The 18,893-nt window shown below is 69.3% G+C and carries 15 protein-coding genes; 8 read left to right on the top strand and 7 right to left on the bottom strand.

Annotated features, from left to right (window positions below; all coding sequences use genetic code 11):
- Genes FHU13_RS07845 through bchF form a run of 7 tightly spaced genes read right to left on the bottom strand, consistent with a single transcriptional unit; the run spans position 1 to position 10,133 of the window.
- Positions 1 to 1,446: a BCD family MFS transporter gene (locus FHU13_RS07845; RefSeq protein ID WP_183435304.1), complete on the bottom strand. Its 1,446-nt coding sequence runs from the start codon at positions 1,444 to 1,446 to the stop codon at positions 1 to 3.
- Positions 1,443 to 2,174, bottom strand: a complete 732-nt coding sequence (gene bchM, locus FHU13_RS07840) for a magnesium protoporphyrin IX methyltransferase (RefSeq protein WP_183435303.1) — start codon at positions 2,172 to 2,174, stop codon at positions 1,443 to 1,445. Before bchM ends, FHU13_RS07845 begins: the two co-directional genes overlap by 4 nt.
- Positions 2,174 to 3,067 carry a ferredoxin:protochlorophyllide reductase (ATP-dependent) iron-sulfur ATP-binding protein gene (gene bchL / locus FHU13_RS07835; RefSeq protein WP_183435302.1) on the bottom strand — a complete coding sequence of 298 codons (894 nt, stop codon included), beginning with the start codon at positions 3,065 to 3,067 and terminating at the stop codon, positions 2,174 to 2,176. The genes bchM and bchL overlap by 1 nt, the downstream gene beginning before the upstream one ends.
- A complete protein-coding gene (locus FHU13_RS07830; protein WP_183435301.1) occupies positions 3,064 to 6,792 on the bottom strand; it encodes a magnesium chelatase subunit H in 3,729 nt (1,242 codons plus the stop codon). Before FHU13_RS07830 ends, bchL begins: the two co-directional genes overlap by 4 nt.
- Positions 6,767 to 8,359: a ferredoxin:protochlorophyllide reductase (ATP-dependent) subunit B gene (gene bchB, locus FHU13_RS07825; RefSeq protein WP_183435300.1), complete on the bottom strand. Its 1,593-nt coding sequence runs from the start codon at positions 8,357 to 8,359 to the stop codon at positions 6,767 to 6,769. The genes FHU13_RS07830 and bchB overlap by 26 nt, the downstream gene beginning before the upstream one ends.
- 5 nt (positions 8,360 to 8,364) lie before the next feature.
- Positions 8,365 to 9,633 (bottom strand): ferredoxin:protochlorophyllide reductase (ATP-dependent) subunit N, encoded by a 1,269-nt coding sequence (locus FHU13_RS07820; protein ID WP_183435299.1) that lies wholly within the window; start codon positions 9,631 to 9,633, stop codon positions 8,365 to 8,367.
- Positions 9,630 to 10,133, bottom strand: coding sequence for a 2-vinyl bacteriochlorophyllide hydratase (gene bchF / locus FHU13_RS07815; protein ID WP_183435298.1), 504 nt, complete (start codon positions 10,131 to 10,133; stop codon positions 9,630 to 9,632). The genes FHU13_RS07820 and bchF overlap by 4 nt, the downstream gene beginning before the upstream one ends.
- Before the next feature lie 260 nt (positions 10,134 to 10,393).
- Here bchF and FHU13_RS07810 point away from each other — a divergent pair, with 260 nt between their 5' ends.
- From FHU13_RS07810 to FHU13_RS07775, 8 genes are all read left to right on the top strand, one after another.
- Positions 10,394 to 11,281 carry a B12-binding domain-containing protein gene (locus FHU13_RS07810; protein ID WP_183435415.1) on the top strand — a complete coding sequence of 296 codons (888 nt, stop codon included), beginning with the start codon at positions 10,394 to 10,396 and terminating at the stop codon, positions 11,279 to 11,281.
- Positions 11,282 to 11,308: 27 nt separating this feature from the next.
- Entirely contained in the window at positions 11,309 to 12,772 is a 1,464-nt protein-coding gene (gene ppsR, locus FHU13_RS07805; protein WP_183435297.1) for a transcriptional regulator PpsR, read from the top strand.
- A gap of 124 nt (positions 12,773 to 12,896) precedes the next feature.
- On the top strand, positions 12,897 to 13,784 hold the full coding sequence (gene chlG / locus FHU13_RS07800) for a chlorophyll synthase ChlG (RefSeq protein WP_183435296.1): 888 nt from the start codon (positions 12,897 to 12,899) through the stop codon (positions 13,782 to 13,784).
- Complete coding sequence (locus FHU13_RS07795; RefSeq protein ID WP_183435295.1) at positions 13,781 to 15,160, top strand: BCD family MFS transporter; 1,380 nt, start codon at positions 13,781 to 13,783, stop codon at positions 15,158 to 15,160. The genes chlG and FHU13_RS07795 overlap by 4 nt, the downstream gene beginning before the upstream one ends.
- 4 nt (positions 15,161 to 15,164) lie before the next feature.
- Positions 15,165 to 16,358 carry a geranylgeranyl diphosphate reductase gene (locus FHU13_RS07790; protein ID WP_183435294.1) on the top strand — a complete coding sequence of 398 codons (1,194 nt, stop codon included), beginning with the start codon at positions 15,165 to 15,167 and terminating at the stop codon, positions 16,356 to 16,358.
- On the top strand, positions 16,355 to 16,852 hold the full coding sequence (locus FHU13_RS07785) for a TspO/MBR family protein (RefSeq protein ID WP_183435293.1): 498 nt from the start codon (positions 16,355 to 16,357) through the stop codon (positions 16,850 to 16,852). Before FHU13_RS07790 ends, FHU13_RS07785 begins: the two co-directional genes overlap by 4 nt.
- A gap of 3 nt (positions 16,853 to 16,855) precedes the next feature.
- Entirely contained in the window at positions 16,856 to 17,215 is a 360-nt protein-coding gene (locus tag FHU13_RS07780) for a hypothetical protein (RefSeq protein WP_183435292.1), read from the top strand.
- 47 nt (positions 17,216 to 17,262) lie between these two features.
- On the top strand, positions 17,263 to 18,858 hold the full coding sequence (locus FHU13_RS07775; protein ID WP_183435291.1) for a c-type cytochrome: 1,596 nt from the start codon (positions 17,263 to 17,265) through the stop codon (positions 18,856 to 18,858).
- The last annotated feature ends 35 nt before the right edge of the window (positions 18,859 to 18,893 follow it).

The following is an 18,893-nucleotide window of genomic DNA, read 5'->3' as shown; positions in this document are numbered from 1 at the left end:
TCAGGTGGGACGGTTGACGAGGGGATCGAACCGGCCGGCCCGCCCCTCGTCCGGGCGGTCGACTTCGGGCTCTGACGCCCGCACGAGCGGGCCGATCGCGACCAGGGTCGCGAACAGCAGCGCGATCTCGACGTGGTAGACGATGAGGTAGCCGATCGCCGGCTCGTTCATGCCTTCGCCGAGGGCGCCCGATTGGGCGACGGCCGCGCCGAGATCGCGCAGGATGCCGCTCGCGGCGATGGCCGTACCGGCGGCGGTGGCCTGCACCGCGCCCCAGGCGCCGAGCGCGAGGCCGGTATCCTCCGGCCCGGCCTTGGCCATGGAGGCGGTGAGCGTGCCGTGGGCGAACAGCCCGCCGCCGATGCCGATCAGGGTGACGCCCGCGGCGAACAGCCGGGCGGACGCGAGCGGCGCGGCAAAGATCACCGCCGAGAAGGCGGCGATGCCGATCACCGCGCCCGCCGCCGAGACTCTGTAGGGATCGCCGCCGCGATTGAGCCAGCGCGCCGCGGCGATCAGGCCGAGCCCGCCCCCAGCGGCGAGCATCGCGGTGAGCGCCGTGGTCTGCGCCACCGTGAGGCCGAGGATCTGGCCACCATAGGGTTCGAGCAGGATGTCCTGCATCGAGAAGGCCGCGGTGCCGAGCGCGATGGCCGCGAGGCGCCGCCGTGCGGTGCCTTCGTGAGCGTAACCCCTCCAGGATTGGGAAAAACTCGGCCGCAGCTTGGACCGGTCCGAGCGACCGGGATCGCGCGGCTCCTGCTTCCACAGCGCGACGCCGTTGAGCACGATAGTGATCAGCGCCGCGCCCTGGATCACCTGGATCAGGCGGACCGCCGAAAAATTCGCCAGCGCCAGCCCGAACAGCACGGCGCTGCCCATCATGCCGGCGAGCAGCATGGCGCAGAGGAGCGCCACCACCTTCGGGCGGGCGTGAGCGGGGGCGAGATCGGTGGCCAGCGCCAACCCGACGGTCTGCGTCGTATGAAGTCCGGCGCCGACGAGCAGGAAGGCAAGCGCGGCCGCAGCATGGCCAACCCAGAGCGGACCGGTGGTGTCGCCCGACAGGATCAACAGGGCGAATGGCATGATCGCCAGCCCACCGAACTGCAGCAGCGTGCCGAACCAGATGTAGGGGACGCGCCGCCAGCCGAGCACCGAGCGGTGCGTGTCGGAGCGGAAGCCGACCACCGCCCGCAAGGGGGCGAACAGCAGCGGCAGCGACAGCATCACGGCCACGATCCAGGCCGGCACCGCCAGCTCCACGATCATCACCCGGTTGAGCGTGCCGATCAGAAGCACGGCAGCCATGCCGACCGTGACCTGGAACAGCGAGAGCCGCATCAGGCGTCCGAGCGGCAGCTCCTTCGTTGCCACGTCAGCGAAGGGAAGGATCGTCGGGCCGAGGCGAAGCAGCGCCTGGGTGATGGCGAGGCCGGATTTCATCGAGCGGCCCCGGTTTCGATCGCGGGCAACGACTTCTTGCGTAGCTCGATGGCGCTCGAGAGGTAGAAGCCGCTGTTTACGCGGTGCGTCCGTCTCACGGCGAAATGCGCCAGCGCCCGCTCCCCTGCAATGCGCTGCCGCAGGCCGCTGTCCGTGATCGGCACGATGGCGGGCGCCCGGTCGCCCTTCGGGAACAGCTTGCCGGCCGCGTGCATCAGCGTCAGCAGCGCCGTGCGCGGGGCGACCGTGAACAGCAGGCTGCCATCCGTGCGCAGCGACAGTTCGGCCAGCGCCCGCACGATGTCCGGCGCCTGATAATGGATCAGTGAATCCATCGCGACGACATGGTCGAAGCGGCCGAGCCAGGGGTCGAGCATGTCGCCGACCCGAAACGTGATTGAGCCGGAGCCGGGGATCGCGGGCAGGCGCTCGCGGGCGAGCCCGATCAGTGTCGGCGAGACGTCGATCGCCACCACCTCGGCCCCCCGGCGCGCCGCCTCCACCGCGAGCGCACCGGTGCCGCAGCCGGCATCCAGCAGGCGCCGGCCGGTCAGATCCGCCGGCAGCCAGCCGAGGAGATTCGCGCGCATGGCATCGCGCCCTGCCCGCACCGTGGCGCGGATCTTCGAGACCGGCGCGTCGGAGGTGAGGCGCGACCACGCCTCGACCGCGGTGCGGTCGAAATAGGTTTCGAGCTGGGAGCGGCGGGTGAGGTAGGGCGTGCTCATCAGTCGAACCCGAGAAATTCGAACAGGTCGCGGTCCTTCATCGGGGCGGCCTCGCAGGGGTCGGCACCGGCCCACAGCGTCTCGGCGAGCCGCATGTACTCGTCGGTGACGGCCTTCAGCTCTGGCGACGGGTCCATCTCGAACAAAGTCGATTTCTTCAGGCGCGAGCGCCGCACCACGTCGAGGTCGGGGAAATGCGCGAGACGGCGCAGGCCCACCGCCGCGTTGAAACGGTCGATCTCGTCGGTTCCCGCCGAGCGGTTGGCGATGACGCCGCCGAGCCGCACGCCGTAGTTCTTCGACTTGGAGTGGATCGCCGCGACGATCCGGTTCATCGCGAAGATCGAGTCGAAGTCGTTGGCGGTGACGATCAGCGCCCGATCGGCGTGCTGGAGCGGCGAGGCGAAGCCGCCGCAGACCACGTCGCCGAGTACGTCGAACACGACGACGTCGGTATCCTCCAGGAGATGATGCTCCTTGAGGAGCTTCACCGTCTGCCCGACGACGTAGCCGCCGCAGCCGGTGCCGGCGGGCGGCCCGCCGGCCTCGACGCATTTCACGCCGTTATAGCCCTCGACGACGAAATCCTCGGGTCGCAGCTCCTCGGAGTGGAAGTTCACGGATTCGAGCGCATCGATCACCGTCGGTGCGAGGCGCTTGGTCAGGGTGAAGGTCGAATCGTGCTTCGGGTCGCAGCCGATCTGGAGCACGCGCTTGCCGAGCTTCGAGAAGGCGACCGAGAGGTTCGAGGAGGTGGTGGATTTGCCGATGCCGCCCTTGCCGTAGACTGCGAAGACCTTGGCGGTCTCGATCCGGTCGGCGGGGTCGAGCGCGACCTGCAGGCTGCCCTCCTCGCGGCGGATCGGGACCGGATTCCGGATGGCGATGTTCATGCCGCGACTCCTGCGGTGATGCCGGGCATGGCTCCGGGCGTGACGCCTTCGAGCCGGTCCTCCAGTTCCTCCTCGGCGCGGTCGAGCGCGTCGCGCATCGCCGGGTCGGGAGTCCAGAAGCCGCGGCGGTGGGCTTCGATCAGGCGGCTCGCCACCTTGGCGCAGGCGGTCGGGTTGAGCGTCGCCATGCGGTCGCGCATGGCCTCGTCGAGCACGAAGGTCTCGGTGATGCGCTCGTAGATCCAGGGCTGCACCGCGCCGGCGGTCGCGGACCAGCCGACCGTGTTGGTCAGCGTCGCCTCGATCTGGCGCACGCCCTCGTAGCCGTGGCCGAGCAGGCCCTCGTACCATTTCGGGTTGAGCATGCGGGTGCGGGTCTCCAGCGCCACCTGCTCGTCGAGCGAGCGGACGCGTCCCTCCCCGCGGGTCTGGTCGCTGATGTAGATCGGCACGCTCGCGCCCTTGGCGCGGGCCACCGCCCGGCCCATGCCGCCGAGCCCGTCGAAGTAGTGGTCGACGGAGGTGACGCCGAGTTCGACCGAATCGAGGTTCTGGTAGGCGAGATCGACCCGCGACAGCACCGCTTTCATCAGGTCGCGCTGAGGCGCCGGGCGGCCGGTGCGGCCGTAAGCGAAGCTCTTTCTCCGCGAAAACGTCTCGCAGAGTTCGTCCTCGTCGTCCCAGCGGCCGGATTCGACGAGATGGTTGACGTTGGCGCCGTAGGCCCCCTCGGCATTGGAGAAGACGCGCAACGCCGCCGTCTCGAAGTCGCAGCCCTGCTCGGCCTGGATCGCCAGCGCGTGCTTGCGCACGAAGTTTTTGTCGGCCGGCTCCTCGGCGCTGGCCGCCAGGAAGCTCGCCTCCGCGAGCAGCTTGGTCTGCAAGGGCAGAAGATCGCGAAAAATGCCCGACAGCGTGACCACCGCGTCGATGCGCGGGCGGCCGAGCCGTTCGAGCGGGATCAGTTCTGCCCCCGCCAGGCGTCCGTAGCCGTCGAAGCGGGGCGCCGCGCCGATCAGCGCCAGCGCCTGGGCGATGGGACCGCCCTCGCTCTTCAAGTTGTCCGTGCCCCACAGAACGAGCGCGACGCTCTCCGGCAGGGCCCGGCCCTCGGCGATATGACGCTCCAGTACCCGCGCCACTTGGCGGGCGCCGTCGGCCAGCGCGAAGGCCGTGGGCAGGCGGTAGGGGTCGAAGCCGTGCAGGTTGCGCCCGGTGGGTAGGATGCCGGGATTGCGCAACAGGTCGCCGCCCGCGACCGGGGCCACGAAGCGCCCGTCGAGCGCTCGCATCAGCGCGGGCAACTCGCTGTCGCGGGCGAGGTCGGCATCGATTCGGGCGAGGTCGGCGAAGGCGGCCCGATTCGTCTCATCGGCGGGCAGGTTCGCGGCGGCCAGCGCCTCGTTGAGAGACGCGCCCGCGATCAGATGCTCGATCCCGGCGCGGGCCGGCTTGAGCCCGTGCGAGGCTTCCGCCAGGGCGAGCAGCAGATCGAAACGTTCTTCGCCGGCCATGCCCTGGCCGATCACGTGCAGGCCGTGCGGGATCAGCGTCTGTTCGAGTTCGAACAGCGCGGCGGCGAGTGCGGCGACATGCGGGTGGGGATTGCCCTCCCAGGTTGGCTCTGCCGGGACCAGATCGACGGCTTCGCCCTGCGCCTGGATGATCGCGGCGAGCGCCGTCCGCTCAACCGTCGCTTCCGGTTCCAGACCGCGCCAGCGCTCGACCGAGGCCTTGAGGTCGCTCAAGCCGCGGTAGAGCCCGGCGGCGGCGAGGCTCGGCGTGAGGTAGCTCACGAGCGTTGCGGCGGAGCGGCGCTTGGCCAGCGTGCCCTCGGACGGGTTGTTGGCGGCGTATAGGTAGATGTTCGGCAGCGCACCGATCAGCCGCTCGGGCCAGCAGGCTTCCGACAAACCGGCCTGCTTGCCGGGCATGAATTCGAGCGCGCCGTGGGTGCCGAAATGCAGCACGGCGTCGGCGGAAAAGTCCTCGCGAAGCCAGCGGTAGAAGGCACTGAAGGCGTGGGTCGGCGCGAAGCCCTGCTCGAACAGCAGCCGCATCGGATCGCCCTCGTAGCCGAAGGCGGGCTGCACCCCAACGAAGACGTTGCCGAACTGCGCGCCGAGCACGAGGATGTCGGCCCCGTTGCTCTGGTGGCGGCCGGGCGCCGGGCCCCATTGCGCCTCGATCTCGGGCAGGTAGGTCTCGCGGCGGACGTGATCTTCGGCCGAAACGCGGGCGTGGACGTTGGCCTGCGTGCCGTAGCGGGTGGCGTTGCCGCCGAGAATCTTTTCCCGCAACGCATCGACGCTGTCGGGCACCGCGACGTCGTAGCCGTCGGCCTTGAGGCCGCGCAGGGTGTTCAGCAGCGAGGCGTAGACCGAGAGGAAGGCGGCCGTGCCGGTGGCGCCGGCATTCGGCGGGAAGTTGAACAGGATGACGGCCAGGCGCCGCTCGCGCTTCGGACGCCGCCGCAGGGCAACGAGCCGATCGATCCGGGCGGCGAGCCGCTCGGCGCGCTCGGGATGCACGCGCATGTCGCGGGCGTTGGCGGGGCCGGAGGCCGAGGAACGGCCGCCGAACACCATCGGCGCTGTCGCTCCGTCGAGTTCGGGGATCGCGACCATCATGGTCGCCTCGACCGGCGACAGGCCGCGGCTGCCCGCCTCCCACTGCTCGATCGTCTGGAATTCCAGGGCGTGGGCGGCGAGATAAGGCACGTCGAGCCGCACCAACGTCGCCTCGGCCGCTGCCGCATCGTTGTAGGCCGGGCCGCCGACCAGCGAGAACCCGGTGAGCGAGACCAGCGCCTCGATCGCCGGCCGGCCGTTCGCCGTGAAGTAGGCGTCCACCGCCGGGCGGTTGTCGAGGCCGGCGGCGAAGGCGGGCACCACCGAGAGGCCCTTGGCTTCCAGGGCGGCGATGACGCCGTCGTAATGCGCCGTGTTGCCGGCCAGAACGTAGGAGCGCATCAGCAGCAGGCCGACGCGGCCCCGTGCGCCCGGCACCGTCGGCATCGCGGACAGGCTCTCACCGACCCGTCTTGGCATGCGCGGATGGTAGAGGCCGGTTTCGGGATAGTGCTGGGGTGCGGGCGCGGCGGCGATCTCCCGCCATACGGCGCGGGGCCCGGCGGCGTAGCGCTGCACCAGGAAGCGCACGAGGCTCGCGACGTTCTCATCCGAGCCCGCGAGCCAGTATTGCAGGGTGAGGAAATAGGCCCGCACGTCCTGCGCCGAGCCGGGAATGAAGCGCAGGATCTTCGGCAGCTTGCGCACCAGCGCCATCTGCCGGGCGGCATTGCCCTCGGCGCCCGGCTTGCCGCGCAGCCGCTTCAGGAAGTCGAGGGCCGAGCGCTTGGTCCCGCTCATGTCGAAGCGATTGAGTCGCGTAGTGCGCACGATCTCAGACGCCGAGAGGCAGCCGATCATCGCGTCGCAAGCCTCGCGACGGGCCAGGATCGCCGGCAGGATCGCCCGGACGTGCTCGTCGAGGAACAGCATCGCCGAGACGACGATGTCGGCGCGCGCGATCTCCGCCTCGCAGGCCCGGAGCGCGGCCTTGTCGGTCTCCCACTCGGCGGCGGCGTGGAAGCTCAGGGCGAGCCCCGGCATCTCGGCGGCGAGCCGCAGGCGTGCCCGTTCCACCGCGCTCGCCAAGTGATTGTCGAGCGTGACGATGGCGACGCGGATGGTGGGCCTATCGGCCGAAATGCGCCTTGGCATCGTAGAGGGTCTCGAGGGTGATGAGCGGGAGCTGCCGCTCGCGGGCGAAACGCTCGGTGTTGGCGCGGGCCTTCCCGCGCACGAAGAACGGGATCTTCTTCAGCTCCTTCTCGGCATCCGGCGCCCACGGCGCGGTTCGAACCGCGTCGGCGCCGTGGACATGGAGGGATGGAACGGGCGCCGACGCGAGGAGAGGAGTCTTCGGCGCCCGTTCCACGGCGTCCGCGATCCGGCTCGGCGCGTGGCCGAGATGCGACGGGGCGGCGCCATCGTGAAATTCGGGATCTTCGCGGAACATCCCGAGGAGATGTTCTTCCAGTCCCATCATCAGGGGGTGCACGAGGGTATCGAACAGAACGTTGGCGCCCTCGAAACCCATCTGCGGCGAGTGGCGGGCGGGAAAGTCCTGCACGTGGATCGGCGCCGAGATCACCGCGCAGGGAATGCCGATCCGCTTGGCGACGTGGCGCTCCATCTGCGTGCCGAGCACCAGTTCGGGCGCCGCCGCCTGGATCGCCGCCTCGACGTCGAGGTAGTCGTCGGTGATCGTCGCCTCGATGCCGTGGAGGGCGGCCTCCGCCCGGACCTCGCGGGCGAATTCGCGGGAATAGGTGCCGAGCCCGACGAGCTTGAACCCGAGCTCGTGCGCGGCGACGCGGGCAAGCGCCAGGGCGTGGGTGGCGTCTCCAAACACGAAGACGCGTTTCCCGGTGAGATAGGTCGAATCGACCGAGCGGCTGTACCAGGGCAGGCGCGAGGACGCGTCGGCGAGGACGGGAGCGGGATCGACGCCGGCGAGCGTCGCGACGGCTTCCACGAAGCGGGTCGTCGCCCCGACGCCGATCGGCACCACATCGACGAAGGGCTGGCGGAACGTCTTTTCGAGGTACTGCGCGGCACTGCGCGCTACCTCGGGATAGAGCACGACGTTGAAGTCGGCCTCGCCCAGACGGCCGAGATCGGCGGGCGTCGCGCCGAGGGGTGCGACGACGTTCACCGCGAACCCGAGCCGCTCCAGGATCGTTTTGACCTCGATCAGGTCGTCGCGGTTGCGGAAGCCGAGCGCGGTGGGCCCGAGGATGTTGCAGGAGGGACGCCGCCCGTTGCGGGCGTCGCGCTCGCTCGGGGCGCCGGCCAGGGCGCGTACCAAGCGGTAGAAGGTCTCGGAGGCGCCCCAGTTCTCCTTCTTCTGGTAGGCGGGCAGCTCCAGCGGAATGACCGGGATCGGCAGGTCGAGCGCCTTGGCGAGTCCGCCCGGATCGTCCTGGATCAGCTCGGCCGTGCAGGAGGCGCCGACGATCATCGCCTGCGGCCGGAAGCGCGCATAGGCGGCGGCGACCGCGTCCTTGAAGATCGCCGCGGTGTCGCGGCCGAGATCCTGGGCCTGGAAGGTCGTGTAGGTGACCGGCGGGCGCTTGGCGCGCCGCTCGATCATCGTGAACAGCAGGTCGGCGTAGGTGTCGCCCTGGGGGGCGTGCAGCACGTAGTGCAGCTCCTCCATCGCGGTGGCGACCCGCATGGCGCCGATATGCGGCGGTCCCTCGTAGGTCCAGACGGTGAGCTGCATCGCCGCTACACCTCCAGCCGGGCGCGCCGAAGGAGCGGGCGCGTGAACAACTCGGCGAGGTCGCCCGCCTGCTCGTAACCCTGGATCGGCGTGAACAGCAGCTCGATCGACCACTTCGTGGTCAGCCCCTCCGCCTCCAGGGGGTTGGCGAGGCCGAGGCCGCACACCGTCAGGTCCGGCCGGGCCGCCCGGCAGCGGTCGAGCCCGTCATCGAGGCTCTGTCCCTCGACCACGGGGGTGCCGGCGGGGAGCCACTCGATCTCGGCGGCGAGGTGAGAACGGTGGAGGTAGGGCGTGCCGACCTCGATCAGCTCGGCGCCCATCTCCCGCGACAGGAAGCGGGCGAGCGGCACTTCGAGCTGCGAATCGGGGAAGAAGAACACCCGCTTGCCGGCGAGCTGTTCGGCGTGCGCGGCCAGCGCCTGACGTGCACGGCGCAGGCCCGGCGCCGTCACCGCCTCGAAGCGGCCGGGATCGACGCCGAACGCTTCGGACGCCGCGCCAAGCCACGCGGTCGTGCCCTCTGCGCCGAGCGGGAACGGGGCGGCGATGCGCCGGGCCCCGCGCTCCTCCAAGGCCCGCGCGGTGTCGGCGAGGAAGGGCTGGGCGAGGAGAAAGCGCGTGCCGCGCCCAACCGCCGGCATCTGGCCGGCCCGCCGTGCCGGCAGGAAGCGTGCGGCGATGCCGAGATCGGAGAACAGACGGCTGAACTGATCCTCGACCACGTCGGCGAGCGCGCCGACGACGAGGAGTTCCTCCGTCGCCGCCGCCTCGGGCAGTTCCGGCACCAGGGAAGCGAGGCAGGCATCCTCGCCCTGCGTGAAGGTCGTCTCGATGCCTGAGCCGGAATAGTTCAGCACCCGCACGCCCGGTGCCAACCGCTGCGACAGCCGCAGGGCCGCCCGCGACAGGTCGAGCTTGATCACCTCGGAGGGACAGGAGCCGACGAGGAACAGCAGCCGGATGTCCGGCCGCCGCTCGATCAGCCGCGTCACCACCCGGTCGAGTTCCTCGTTCATGTCGGCGAGGCCGGCAAGGTCTCGCTCGTCGATGATGGCGGTGGCGAAGCGCGGCTCGGCGAAGATCATCACGCCCGCCGCCGACTGGATCAGGTGGGCGCAGGTGCGAGAGCCGACGACGAGGAAGAACGCGTCCTGGATCTTCCGGTGAAGCCAGACGATGCCGGTCAGGCCGCAGAACACCGCCCGCTGGCCGTGCTCGGCGCGGACGGCGACTCCGCACTCTCCTGAGGAAACGGGCGCGTGCGCGTTCACCGGGCGATCCCTCCCGCGAGTGCGAGGGAGGCCGGCGCTTCGAGCCGCGCCGCCCGGAGCTTCAGGAGGAACTGGCCGGCATTGATGAGGTAGGCGGCGTAGGCGGCGAGCGCGAGGACGAGCAATCCGGGCGTGTCGAGCCAGCCAAAGCCGAGCGCGGCGAGATAGGCCGTGTGCAGTGCCAGCACGAGCATGCTGAACACGTCTTCCCAGAAGAAGGCTGGGGCGAAGAGGTAGCGGCCGAACACGACCTTCTCCCAGATCGAGCCCGTCACCATGATCGCGTAGAGGACGAGGGTCTTGGCGACGACGGAGGCGCTGGCGATCTCCGCCCCCTCCCCCGTCGCGAGCGTGCGCAGCACGAGGCCGAGACTCGCCAGAAAGACGAGGAACTGCAGCGGAGCCAGCACCCCCTGCACCAGGGTCCAGGGCGAGCCGTCGCGCCGCTGACGCTCGGCGGGCGTGTAGAGCGCTCTCTGTTGGCCTTGGCGCTCACGCATGGCGTCCGCCCTCGCTCATTGTCCCGACCCCGACTCCGCAGGGCCTCGATTGAGGATGAGCGTAGGCTCCGTCGCTCGAAAGTGTCAATCCAGGTTGACGGTTGTTATATCTTACATGTTGTTCGCGCCTTGTTCTCTGCGGGGTTGCCAAGGGCGAGAGGAAGCGTATCGTTAGGTTACACGCGTCCGTTGCTTCCGGCGTCACGAAGTGCACTAAAATGCGCATCGCCCCGCCGAGCCGCTTCCTCAGGGAGACGCCTATGGGTGAGTGGAGGCATCTGGGCGAACGCTTCGAACTCCCTGCGGGGATGCCGGATTGTAGCGTCCTGGTGGAATCACGGGCAGGGTCGAGCTCGGCGCATCAGCCGGACGATTCGGGGATGCGCCGTCAACTGGCGAGCCTCGTCGAGGCTGAGATACTTCCCAGGCTCATGTTGGCCCACCAAAGCCAGACGCGACCTCGGATATCGGTCTCGAATCGCCGGCCGACGCCGGAGGAAGTTCAGCGCCTCTGCGAATTGCTGCTCACGCGCACCGATGCCGATCTCGCCCACCATCTCCTGAACTTTCTCGACGAGGGGCTGTCGCTCGAGAGCGTGCTCGTCGAACTTCTCGCCCCCATGGCCCGGCATCTGGGACAACTCTGGGAAGAGGACGCCTGTGATTTCGTCGATGTGTCCGTGGCGCTCGGCCGACTTCAGGCGGCCGCACACGAGCTGTGTGCAAGGCTCGAGGGCGAGACCGACGGTCCGCCCGAGCGCAGCATCCTTCTGCTGCCGTGCCCGGGCGAGACGCACGTCTTCTCCCTCTCGCTCGTGGCAACGATCTTCCGAGAATCAGGGTGGGACGTGACGACGATGAGCGTCCGATCGGATCGCGATCGCGACGAGTTGGTCCGATCGGAGTGGTTCGATGTCGTCGGGCTGACACTTTCGTGCGACGTCTTCCTGCCCACCCTTCCGGAGCTGATCCACAGCTTACGCGGCGCCTCCCGCAATCCCAGGATCAAGGTGCTGGTCGGCGGCCCCTATTTTGTTAGGAATCCGAATCACGTAAGCCTCGTGGGCGCCGACGGAACTGCGGAAGATGGGCGGCTTGCACCGCTGATCGCAGAAAGCTTGCTTGAAATGCGGACGCGAGCCTGTTGATAAGGGCGCTTTCCGCGCCATCAAGAAGTGTTGACCTTGAGCAGCTTGGCGAGCCCTTCTCCCTGGCGCCCTTCCCCGGCGCTGCAACAGGCAGCCGGTCTCCTCGATGGCGAGGCGGCCGGGCTACTGATTGCCGCGACCTCCGATCTCTCCCTTGTGGTTGATGATCGCGGCATCATCCGCGACACCGTTGCAGGCCGCGCCGACTTCGAGGGCCAAGGCATCGAATCCTGGCTCGGACGGCCCTGGATCGACACCGTGACCATCGAGAGCCGGCCGAAGATCGATGCGCTGCTGCGCGATGCGGCGCCCGGCACCATGACCCGCTGGCGGCAGGTCAACCACCCTTCCCCAACCGGCACAGACCTGCCGATCCGCTACGCTACGCTCCGGCCGCAGATGGACGGACCGATCATCGTGATCGGCCAGGATCTTCGGGCGATGGCCGCGCTCCAGCGGCGTCTGGCCGAGACCCAGCAGGCGCTGGAGCGGGATTACGATCGCCTGCGCACGGCCGAGACCCGCTACAAGCTCCTGTTCCAGCTCTCGGGCGAGCCCGTGCTGGTGGTCGATGCGCGCACGCGGCGCGTGACGGAGATCAACCCGGCGGCGATGCGGCTGCTCGGTCGTCCGCAGAAACGCGTGATCGGCCAGGACGCAGCCGATCTGTTCGATGCGGGAAGCCTGAGGGAGTTGCAGACCCTGTTCGCCGGCCTGCGCGTCACGGGGCAGGCGGCGGATCTTATCCTGCCATTGACCGGCGGCCGGGGCGACGTGCGCGTCTCCGCTTCCCTGTTCCGTGGAGAGGGCGCGACCTCGGTCCTGGTGCGGCTTGCGCCCCTGACTCCGGTGACGCCCGAGCGCGTCGCCGCCGGAGGCGGTGCGCTCGACGTGATCCAGCGGATGCCGGAAGGCTTCGTCGTCACCGATTCCTCGCGTCGCATCCTCACCGCAAACCCCGCCTTCCTCGACCTCAGCCAGCATGCCACCGAGGAACAGGTGCGCGGACGAACCCTGGACACTTGGCTCGGCCGCGAAGAGACCGAGGCGCTCGCGCTGTTCGCGCTGCTGCGCGATCACGGCTCGGTGCGCCATTTCCCGACCGTGATGCGCGGCCAGTACGGCTCGACGGAGGAGGTCGAGGTCGCCGCCGTGGCCACCTCTCACGCCGAGCAACCGTGCTTCGGCTTCACCGTCCGCGCGACGCCGCGCCGGGCGGCCCCGGTTCATGCGGGCGGCGGAGCGCACGACCTGCCCCGCTCGGTCGAGCAGATGACGGAATTGGTGGGCCGCGTCTCGATGAAGGCACTCGTGCGCGAGACGACCGACCTCATCGAGAAGCTGTGCATCGAGGCGGCGCTGCGAATCACCCGCGACAACCGCGCTTCGGCCGCGGAGATGCTGGGTCTGAGCCGGCAGGGCCTCTACGCCAAGATGCGACGCTACGGCGTCGGCGACCTCGATGCCGACGACCCTGAGTTGATGTCTTAGGGTAAATCTCGGGAATCGGTATTATAATGCTGATTTTCGAACATTGCGTCATAAATCCGATTTCGTTCAAGCCGGGTGTAAAGCTCGGTTGACACATGTCTCCCGGCGCCGGTAGCTTCCGGGGATGGCAACGCCCGCACCGAGTGCCGTCGTCGAGCTTCTGAAGCCGATCACATGGTTCGCGCCGATGTGGGCCTTCGGCTGCGGGGTGATCTCCTCCGGCCAGGCGCCGTCCGGGCAATGGCCCGTCATCGCCGCGGGCGTAATCTTGGCCGGGCCGCTCGTCTGCGCCACGAGTCAGGCCACCAACGATTGGTTCGACCGCCACGTCGACGCCATCAACGAGCCGAACCGCCCGATTCCGTCAGGACGCATTCCCGGCCGGTGGGGGCTCTATCTCGCCGCCGCTTGGACGATCCTGTCGTTGATCGTCGCCGCGATGCTCGGACCCTGGATTCTCTGCGCCGCCCTGTTCGGGCTCGTGCTGGCCTGGATCTACTCCGCGCCGCCGCTCCGGCTGAAACGCAACGGCTGGTGGGGCAATTCCGCGGTGGCCCTCTGTTACGAGGGGCTGCCCTGGTTCACCGGTGCGGCAGTGATGGCCGCTTCGATGCCCGACCGGCGGGTGCTGCTCGTTGCCCTGCTCTACTCCGTCGGCGCCCACGGCATCATGACCCTCAACGACTTCAAGTCGGTGGAGGGGGACCGAGCCATGGGCCTGCGCTCGCTGCCGGTACAGCTCGGCTCCGATCGCGCGGCGCGCTTCGCCTGCCTCGTCATGGCCCTGCCGCAGGTGGCGGTGGTGGCGCTCCTTCTCGGTTGGGAGCGCCCCTGGCACGCCGCCCTGGTCGGCGCCCTGCTCGCCGGGCAACTCGCCCTGATGATGCACTTCCTGAAAGCGCCCCGCGCCCGCGCCGCCTGGTACAACGGCACCGGCACGACGCTCTACGTCCTCGGCATGCTGGTCTCGGCTTTCGCCCTGCGCCCGCTCGTGCAAGGGCTCGCGCCATGACCCGCGCAGCGCTCGCCTCCCCTCACCTCTTCCCTCAATCTTTCTCCTGGCTCCAGATCGTCCGGCTCGGTCTCGTCCAGACCGCGCTCGGCGCGGTCGTGGTCCTCATGACCTCCACCATCAACCGGGTCATGGTTGTAGAGCTGGCCCTACCTGCGATCGTGCCCGGCGGCCTCGTCGCCCTGCACTACGCCACGCAGGTGCTGCGGCCCCGCTGGGGCTACGGCTCGGATGTCGGCGGGCGGCGCACGCCGTGGATCATCGGCGGTATGGCCGCGCTCTGCCTCGGGGGTTTCGGCGCCGCTGCGGCGACGGCGCTGGCCGCGACCCACGTCGCCGCCGGGCTGGCGCTCGCTGTCCTGTCGTTCCTGCTCGTCGGCATGGGCGCGGGCGCGGCGGGCACCTCGCTGCTCGTCCTGCTGGCGACCGGGGTGGAAGCCGGGCGCCGGGGTGCGGCGGCGACCATCGTCTGGGTGATGATGATCGCCGGCTTCGCCGTCACCGCGCCGCTCGCGGGTCACTTCCTCGACCCGTTTTCCGGCACCCGGCTCGTCGCCGTCTCGGGCAGCGTCTCGCTCATCGCGTTCACCGTGGCTCTGCTGGCGGTTGCCGGCATCGAGCCGCGCCGCCCGGAAGTTAATGCCGGCCGGAACGACACGAAGCCGCCGTTCAGGGCCGTGCTGGCACAGGTGCTGGCGGAACCCGCCGCGCGGCGCTTCACCCTGTTCATCTTCGTCTCGATGCTCGCCTACAGCGCGCAGGAGCTGATCCTCGAACCCTATGCCGGCCTCGTCTTCGCGATGACGCCGGGAGCGACGACCACGCTCGCGGGTCTCCAGCACGGCGGCGTGCTCGCCGGCATGCTGTTCGTGGCGGGCATCACCGTGTTCATCGGCGGGCCGGTGCTGGGTTCGCTCAAGCTCTGGACGGCCATCGGCTGCGCGCTCTCGGCGCTGGCACTCGGGACGATTGCCGCCGGCGGACCGGTCGGGCCGGATTTCCCGTTGCGGGCGGCGGTGGCGGGGCTCGGCTTCGGCAACGGCGTCTATGCCGTGGCGGCGATCGGCTCGATGATGGCGCTGGCCGGCCGCGGCGGCGAGGCCGAGCGCGGCACCCGCATGGGCGTCTGGGGCGCGGCACAGGGCGTCGCCTTCGGCGTGGGCGGCTTCCTCGGCACGCTGGCGGTTGACCTCGCTCGCCTCGTCGCGTCGGAACCCGTCTACGCCTACGCCGCGGTGTTCGCGCTCGAAGGCGTCCTGTTCCTCGTCGCCCTGCTGATCAGCCTCAGCGTCGAGCACGTCACCGTCGGTCGTCGGCAGAACCCGCTGACCGAGACGGCCTCCTTTCAGCTTAATCCCGGCTTCGAGGCGAGGTAGCGCCATGGCAGACCACGACGGTTCCGAGACTTTCGACGTCGTGGTGGTGGGCGGCGGCCCGTCGGGAGCGACGGCGGCCGCCGATCTCGCGGCCACCGGCCACCGGGTGCTGCTCCTCGACAAGGCCGGGCGGATCAAGCCCTGCGGCGGTGCGATCCCGCCGCGGCTGATCCGCGACTTCGCGATTCCCGACGGGCTCCTCGTTGCCCGCATCCGCAGTGCCCGGATGGTCGCGCCGAGCGCCCGCCACGTCGACATGCCGGTCGGCGATGGCTTCGTCGGCATGGTCGATCGCGAGCATTTCGATCCCTACCTGCGCCAGCGGGCGGCACGCGCCGGGGCCGAGCTGCGCGACGGGCTGTTCGAGCGCATCTCCCGCGACCGGCCGGGTCTCGCCACGGTGCATTACCGCTCCGGCAAGGGCGGCGAGGAACATCACGCCCAGGCCCGCCTCGTCATCGGCGCCGACGGGGCGACCTCCACGGTCGGACGGGCCGAGATTCCGGGACACGCCCGGATGCGGCAGGTCTTCGCCTATCACGAGATCGTCCGCCGCCCCGCCAATGCCGCGCATGATGGGGCGCGCTGCGACGTCTATTACCAGGGCCGCCTCTCACCGGACTTCTACGCCTGGATCTTTCCCCACGGCGAGACCGTCAGCGTCGGCACCGGCAGCGCCCGCAAGGGCTTTTCCCTGCGCGGTGCGATCCGCGACCTGCGCGCCAGCACCGGCCTCGACGCCTGCGAAACGATCCGCCGAGAGGGCGCACCGCTCCCGCTCAAGCCGCTGCGGCGCTGGGACAACGGCCGCGACGTGCTGCTCGCGGGCGACGCGGCGGGTGTCGTCGCGCCGGCTTCCGGCGAGGGCATCTACTACGCGATGCTCGGCGGACGCCTCGCGGCCGAAGCGGCCAAAGTCTTCCTCGCCACGGGCGACGCCCGCGCGCTGGCCGGCGCGCGCAAGCGGTTCATGCGGCTGCACGGACGCGTCTTCTGGATCCTCGGGATGATGCAGTGGGTCTGGTACCGCAGCGACGCCCTGCGCGAGCGCTTCGTCGCGATGTGCAAGGATCGGGACGTCCAGCAACTCACCTGGGACGCCTACATGAACAAGGAGCTGGTGCGCGCGAAGCCGGCGGCCCATGCGCGGATCTTCTTCAAGGATCTCGCGCACCTGTTCCGCTGGGTCTCGCCGTGACCGGTCTACTGGCCGGCGGCTGGGGGCCGCCCGTCGCCGCCGGCCTCATCGCGCTCGCCGTCGCCGTGGCCGGCGGCGTCGCGACCCGGACCGATTCTTGGTATCACCGCCTGCGCGTTCCCGGCTGGAAGCCGCCGGACTGGGCCTTCGGTCCGATCTGGACCGTGATCTTCGCCCTCACCACCGCCTCGGCGGTCATCGCCTGGAACGCCGATCCCGACGCTGCAGCGCGAACCCGGTTCGTCGCGGTCTTCGCCGTCAACGGCGTGCTCAACATCGCCTGGAGCGTGATCTTCTTCCGCCTGCGCCGGCCTGATTGGGCCTTAGTCGAAGTGTTGCTGCTCTGGCTCTCAATCCTCGCCGTGATGTTCACCGTCGGCCAAGTCTCGATGCCGGCGGCCATGCTCAACCTTCCCTATCTCGCCTGGGTGAGCGTGGCCGCGTGCCTCAACCTCACCATCGTCCGGCTGAATCCGCGCTTCGGGAGCACGTGAGCGATGGCCGAGGTCTTCGCCCCGCTCTTCGTCTCCGGGCGCATCGTCGATGGGATCCTCCTGCTGGTCGCGATCGAGGCGCTGGTGCTGCTCGGCGCGCGGGCGCGCTGGGGCCGCGGCCCGGCGCCGATGACGCTCCTGAGCAATCTCGCCTCCGGCGCCGCGCTGATGCTGGCTCTTCGGGCGGCGCTCGTCGGCACGGTATGGCCCGGCATCGCGGCTTGGCTGGTCGTCGCCCTCGCGGCGCACCTCGCCGAACTGGCGATCCGCTTCCGCCAAGACGATCCGGCCCCACGGCGGACTGTGACAAAGCGGCTTGGAACAACCGAGAGTGACGAACCTTCGGTGCGCGCTCACCGATGACTTAGAACAATTCTTACCGGGGCTCTTCAACATCGGAGATCGGGTTCATGACGCGCCTCACTGCCCTGGGCTCCGGTTGGCTCGCCGTAGCCGCCCTCCTGTCGGCCGGCACGGCCCGTGCGCAGGAGGCCGATGCCGACCTCGTCAAGCGCGGTGAATATCTGGTGACGGCGGGCGACTGTACGGCTTGCCACACCAAGCCCGGCGGCAAGTTCATGGCCGGCAACTACAAGCTCGACACGCCGATCGGGGCGATCAAGACGCCCAATCTCACGCCGGACGACGAGACGGGCATCGGCAAGTGGAGCTACGAGACCTTCGAGAAGGCGTTCCGTCACGGCATCGGCGACGCGGGCGAATATCTCTACCCGGCCTTCCCGTTCGGTTGGTACACCAAGGTCTCCGATGAGGACACGAGGGCGATCTTCGCTTACCTGAAGTCGCTGCCGCCGGTGGCAGAGAAGCGGGAGGAGAACGAGATCCCCTTCCCCTTCAATGTCCGCACTGCCCTGATCACGTGGCGCACCGCCTTCTTCACCGCCGAGCGGTACAAGCCCGATCCGAACGCGAGCGTGGAGGTGAACCGCGGCGGATATCTCGTCGAGGGTCTCGGCCATTGCGGCATGTGCCACAACGAGCGCAAGCTCGTCGGCAATTCCAGCCTTGCCGGACGGTTCGGCGGCGGTGTCATCGACGGCTGGTACGCACCGAACATCACGCCGGATGGGCACCAGGGCATCGGCGCCTGGAGTGACGCGGAGGTCGTCTCCTATCTCAAGACCGGTACCGCGCCGGGCAACCGTCCGGGTGTGGCCGCGGGTCCGATGCGCCAGACCATCGAAGAGTCGCTTTCCAAGATGACCGACGCCGACCTGAAGGCGATGGTCGTCTACCTGCGAACGATCCCCGCCAGGCAGACCTACAAGGAGAAGGATCTCCAGGCCTTCAACCAGCCGGGGGCGCCGGGGGCGGACACCTACCTGACCTACTGCTCCTCCTGCCACCGGCCGGACGGCAAGGGCGTCGAAGGCGCGATCCCCGCATTGGCCGGCAACACCTCGATCCAATCCGGCGGCCCCGAGACGATCATCAACGTGATCGTTGGCGGGCTCGCCGCCCAGAGCGGCTACGCGCCGATGCCGGCCATCGGCCAGGAGATGAGCGACGAGCAGATCAAGAACGTCACCGACTACATTCGCAACTCCTGGGGCAACAAGGCCCCGGTGGTCTCCGAGACCGGCGTGGTCGCGACCGCTCGGCAGAAGATCAAGACGATGATGGCCGGCAACGCGGCCTGCTCGACCATCGAGGATGAAGGACTGAAGGCCGAGATCGAGCGGGCCGTCGGCGGCGACGCGTTGAAGGGGCTGAAGCCGAACGACTTCGTGCCGGTCCTCGCCCGCGCCGCGCCGAAGGTGAAGGCGGCCACACCCGAGGCTGGCGACGACGCCGTCGTGAATGGGTTGCTCTCGGCATTCTGCAAGGCGAACCGAAGCGACCGGGAGGCGGAGCCGCTGCCCTGGTCGGCGACGATCGGCTCGTTCGGCAACGTCGCCTACAGCCAGGTCAAGAACCCCGAGAAGCGGGTGGATGCCATGCCCGCCCCGGTGCCGGCCTCGGGAGTGACTCCACCCAAGCCTTGATTCCGGTTTTTACGCCCTACCATTGGCGGGTGCAG

Origin of the sequence: Methylobacterium sp. R2-1 (assembly GCF_014191355.1) — a bacterium.
Taxonomy (GTDB): domain Bacteria; phylum Pseudomonadota; class Alphaproteobacteria; order Rhizobiales; family Beijerinckiaceae; genus Methylobacterium.
The sequence above is the reverse complement of the archived record's forward strand: the minus strand, read 5'-3'. Positions and strand labels throughout refer to the sequence as shown.

Excerpts from the sequence above, each read along its gene's own strand:
- bchF (WP_183435298.1), bottom strand. The coding sequence starts at position 10,133 with ATGCGTGAGCGCCAAGGCCAACAGAGAGCGCTCTACACGCCCGCCGAG.
- bchB (WP_183435300.1), bottom strand. The coding sequence starts at position 8,359 with ATGCAGCTCACCGTCTGGACCTACGAGGGACCGCCGCATATCGGCGCC.
- FHU13_RS07790 (WP_183435294.1), top strand. The coding sequence starts at position 15,165 with ATGGCAGACCACGACGGTTCCGAGACTTTCGACGTCGTGGTGGTGGGC.
- chlG (WP_183435296.1), top strand. The coding sequence starts at position 12,897 with ATGGCAACGCCCGCACCGAGTGCCGTCGTCGAGCTTCTGAAGCCGATC.
- FHU13_RS07830 (WP_183435301.1), bottom strand. The coding sequence starts at position 6,792 with ATGCCAAGGCGCATTTCGGCCGATAGGCCCACCATCCGCGTCGCCATC.
- bchL (WP_183435302.1), bottom strand. The coding sequence starts at position 3,067 with ATGAACATCGCCATCCGGAATCCGGTCCCGATCCGCCGCGAGGAGGGC.
- FHU13_RS07810 (WP_183435415.1), top strand. The coding sequence starts at position 10,394 with ATGGGTGAGTGGAGGCATCTGGGCGAACGCTTCGAACTCCCTGCGGGG.
- FHU13_RS07845 (WP_183435304.1), bottom strand. The coding sequence starts at position 1,446 with ATGAAATCCGGCCTCGCCATCACCCAGGCGCTGCTTCGCCTCGGCCCG.
- FHU13_RS07775 (WP_183435291.1), top strand. The coding sequence starts at position 17,263 with ATGACGCGCCTCACTGCCCTGGGCTCCGGTTGGCTCGCCGTAGCCGCC.
- FHU13_RS07780 (WP_183435292.1), top strand. The coding sequence starts at position 16,856 with ATGGCCGAGGTCTTCGCCCCGCTCTTCGTCTCCGGGCGCATCGTCGAT.
- FHU13_RS07795 (WP_183435295.1), top strand. The coding sequence starts at position 13,781 with ATGACCCGCGCAGCGCTCGCCTCCCCTCACCTCTTCCCTCAATCTTTC.
- bchM (WP_183435303.1), bottom strand. The coding sequence starts at position 2,174 with ATGAGCACGCCCTACCTCACCCGCCGCTCCCAGCTCGAAACCTATTTC.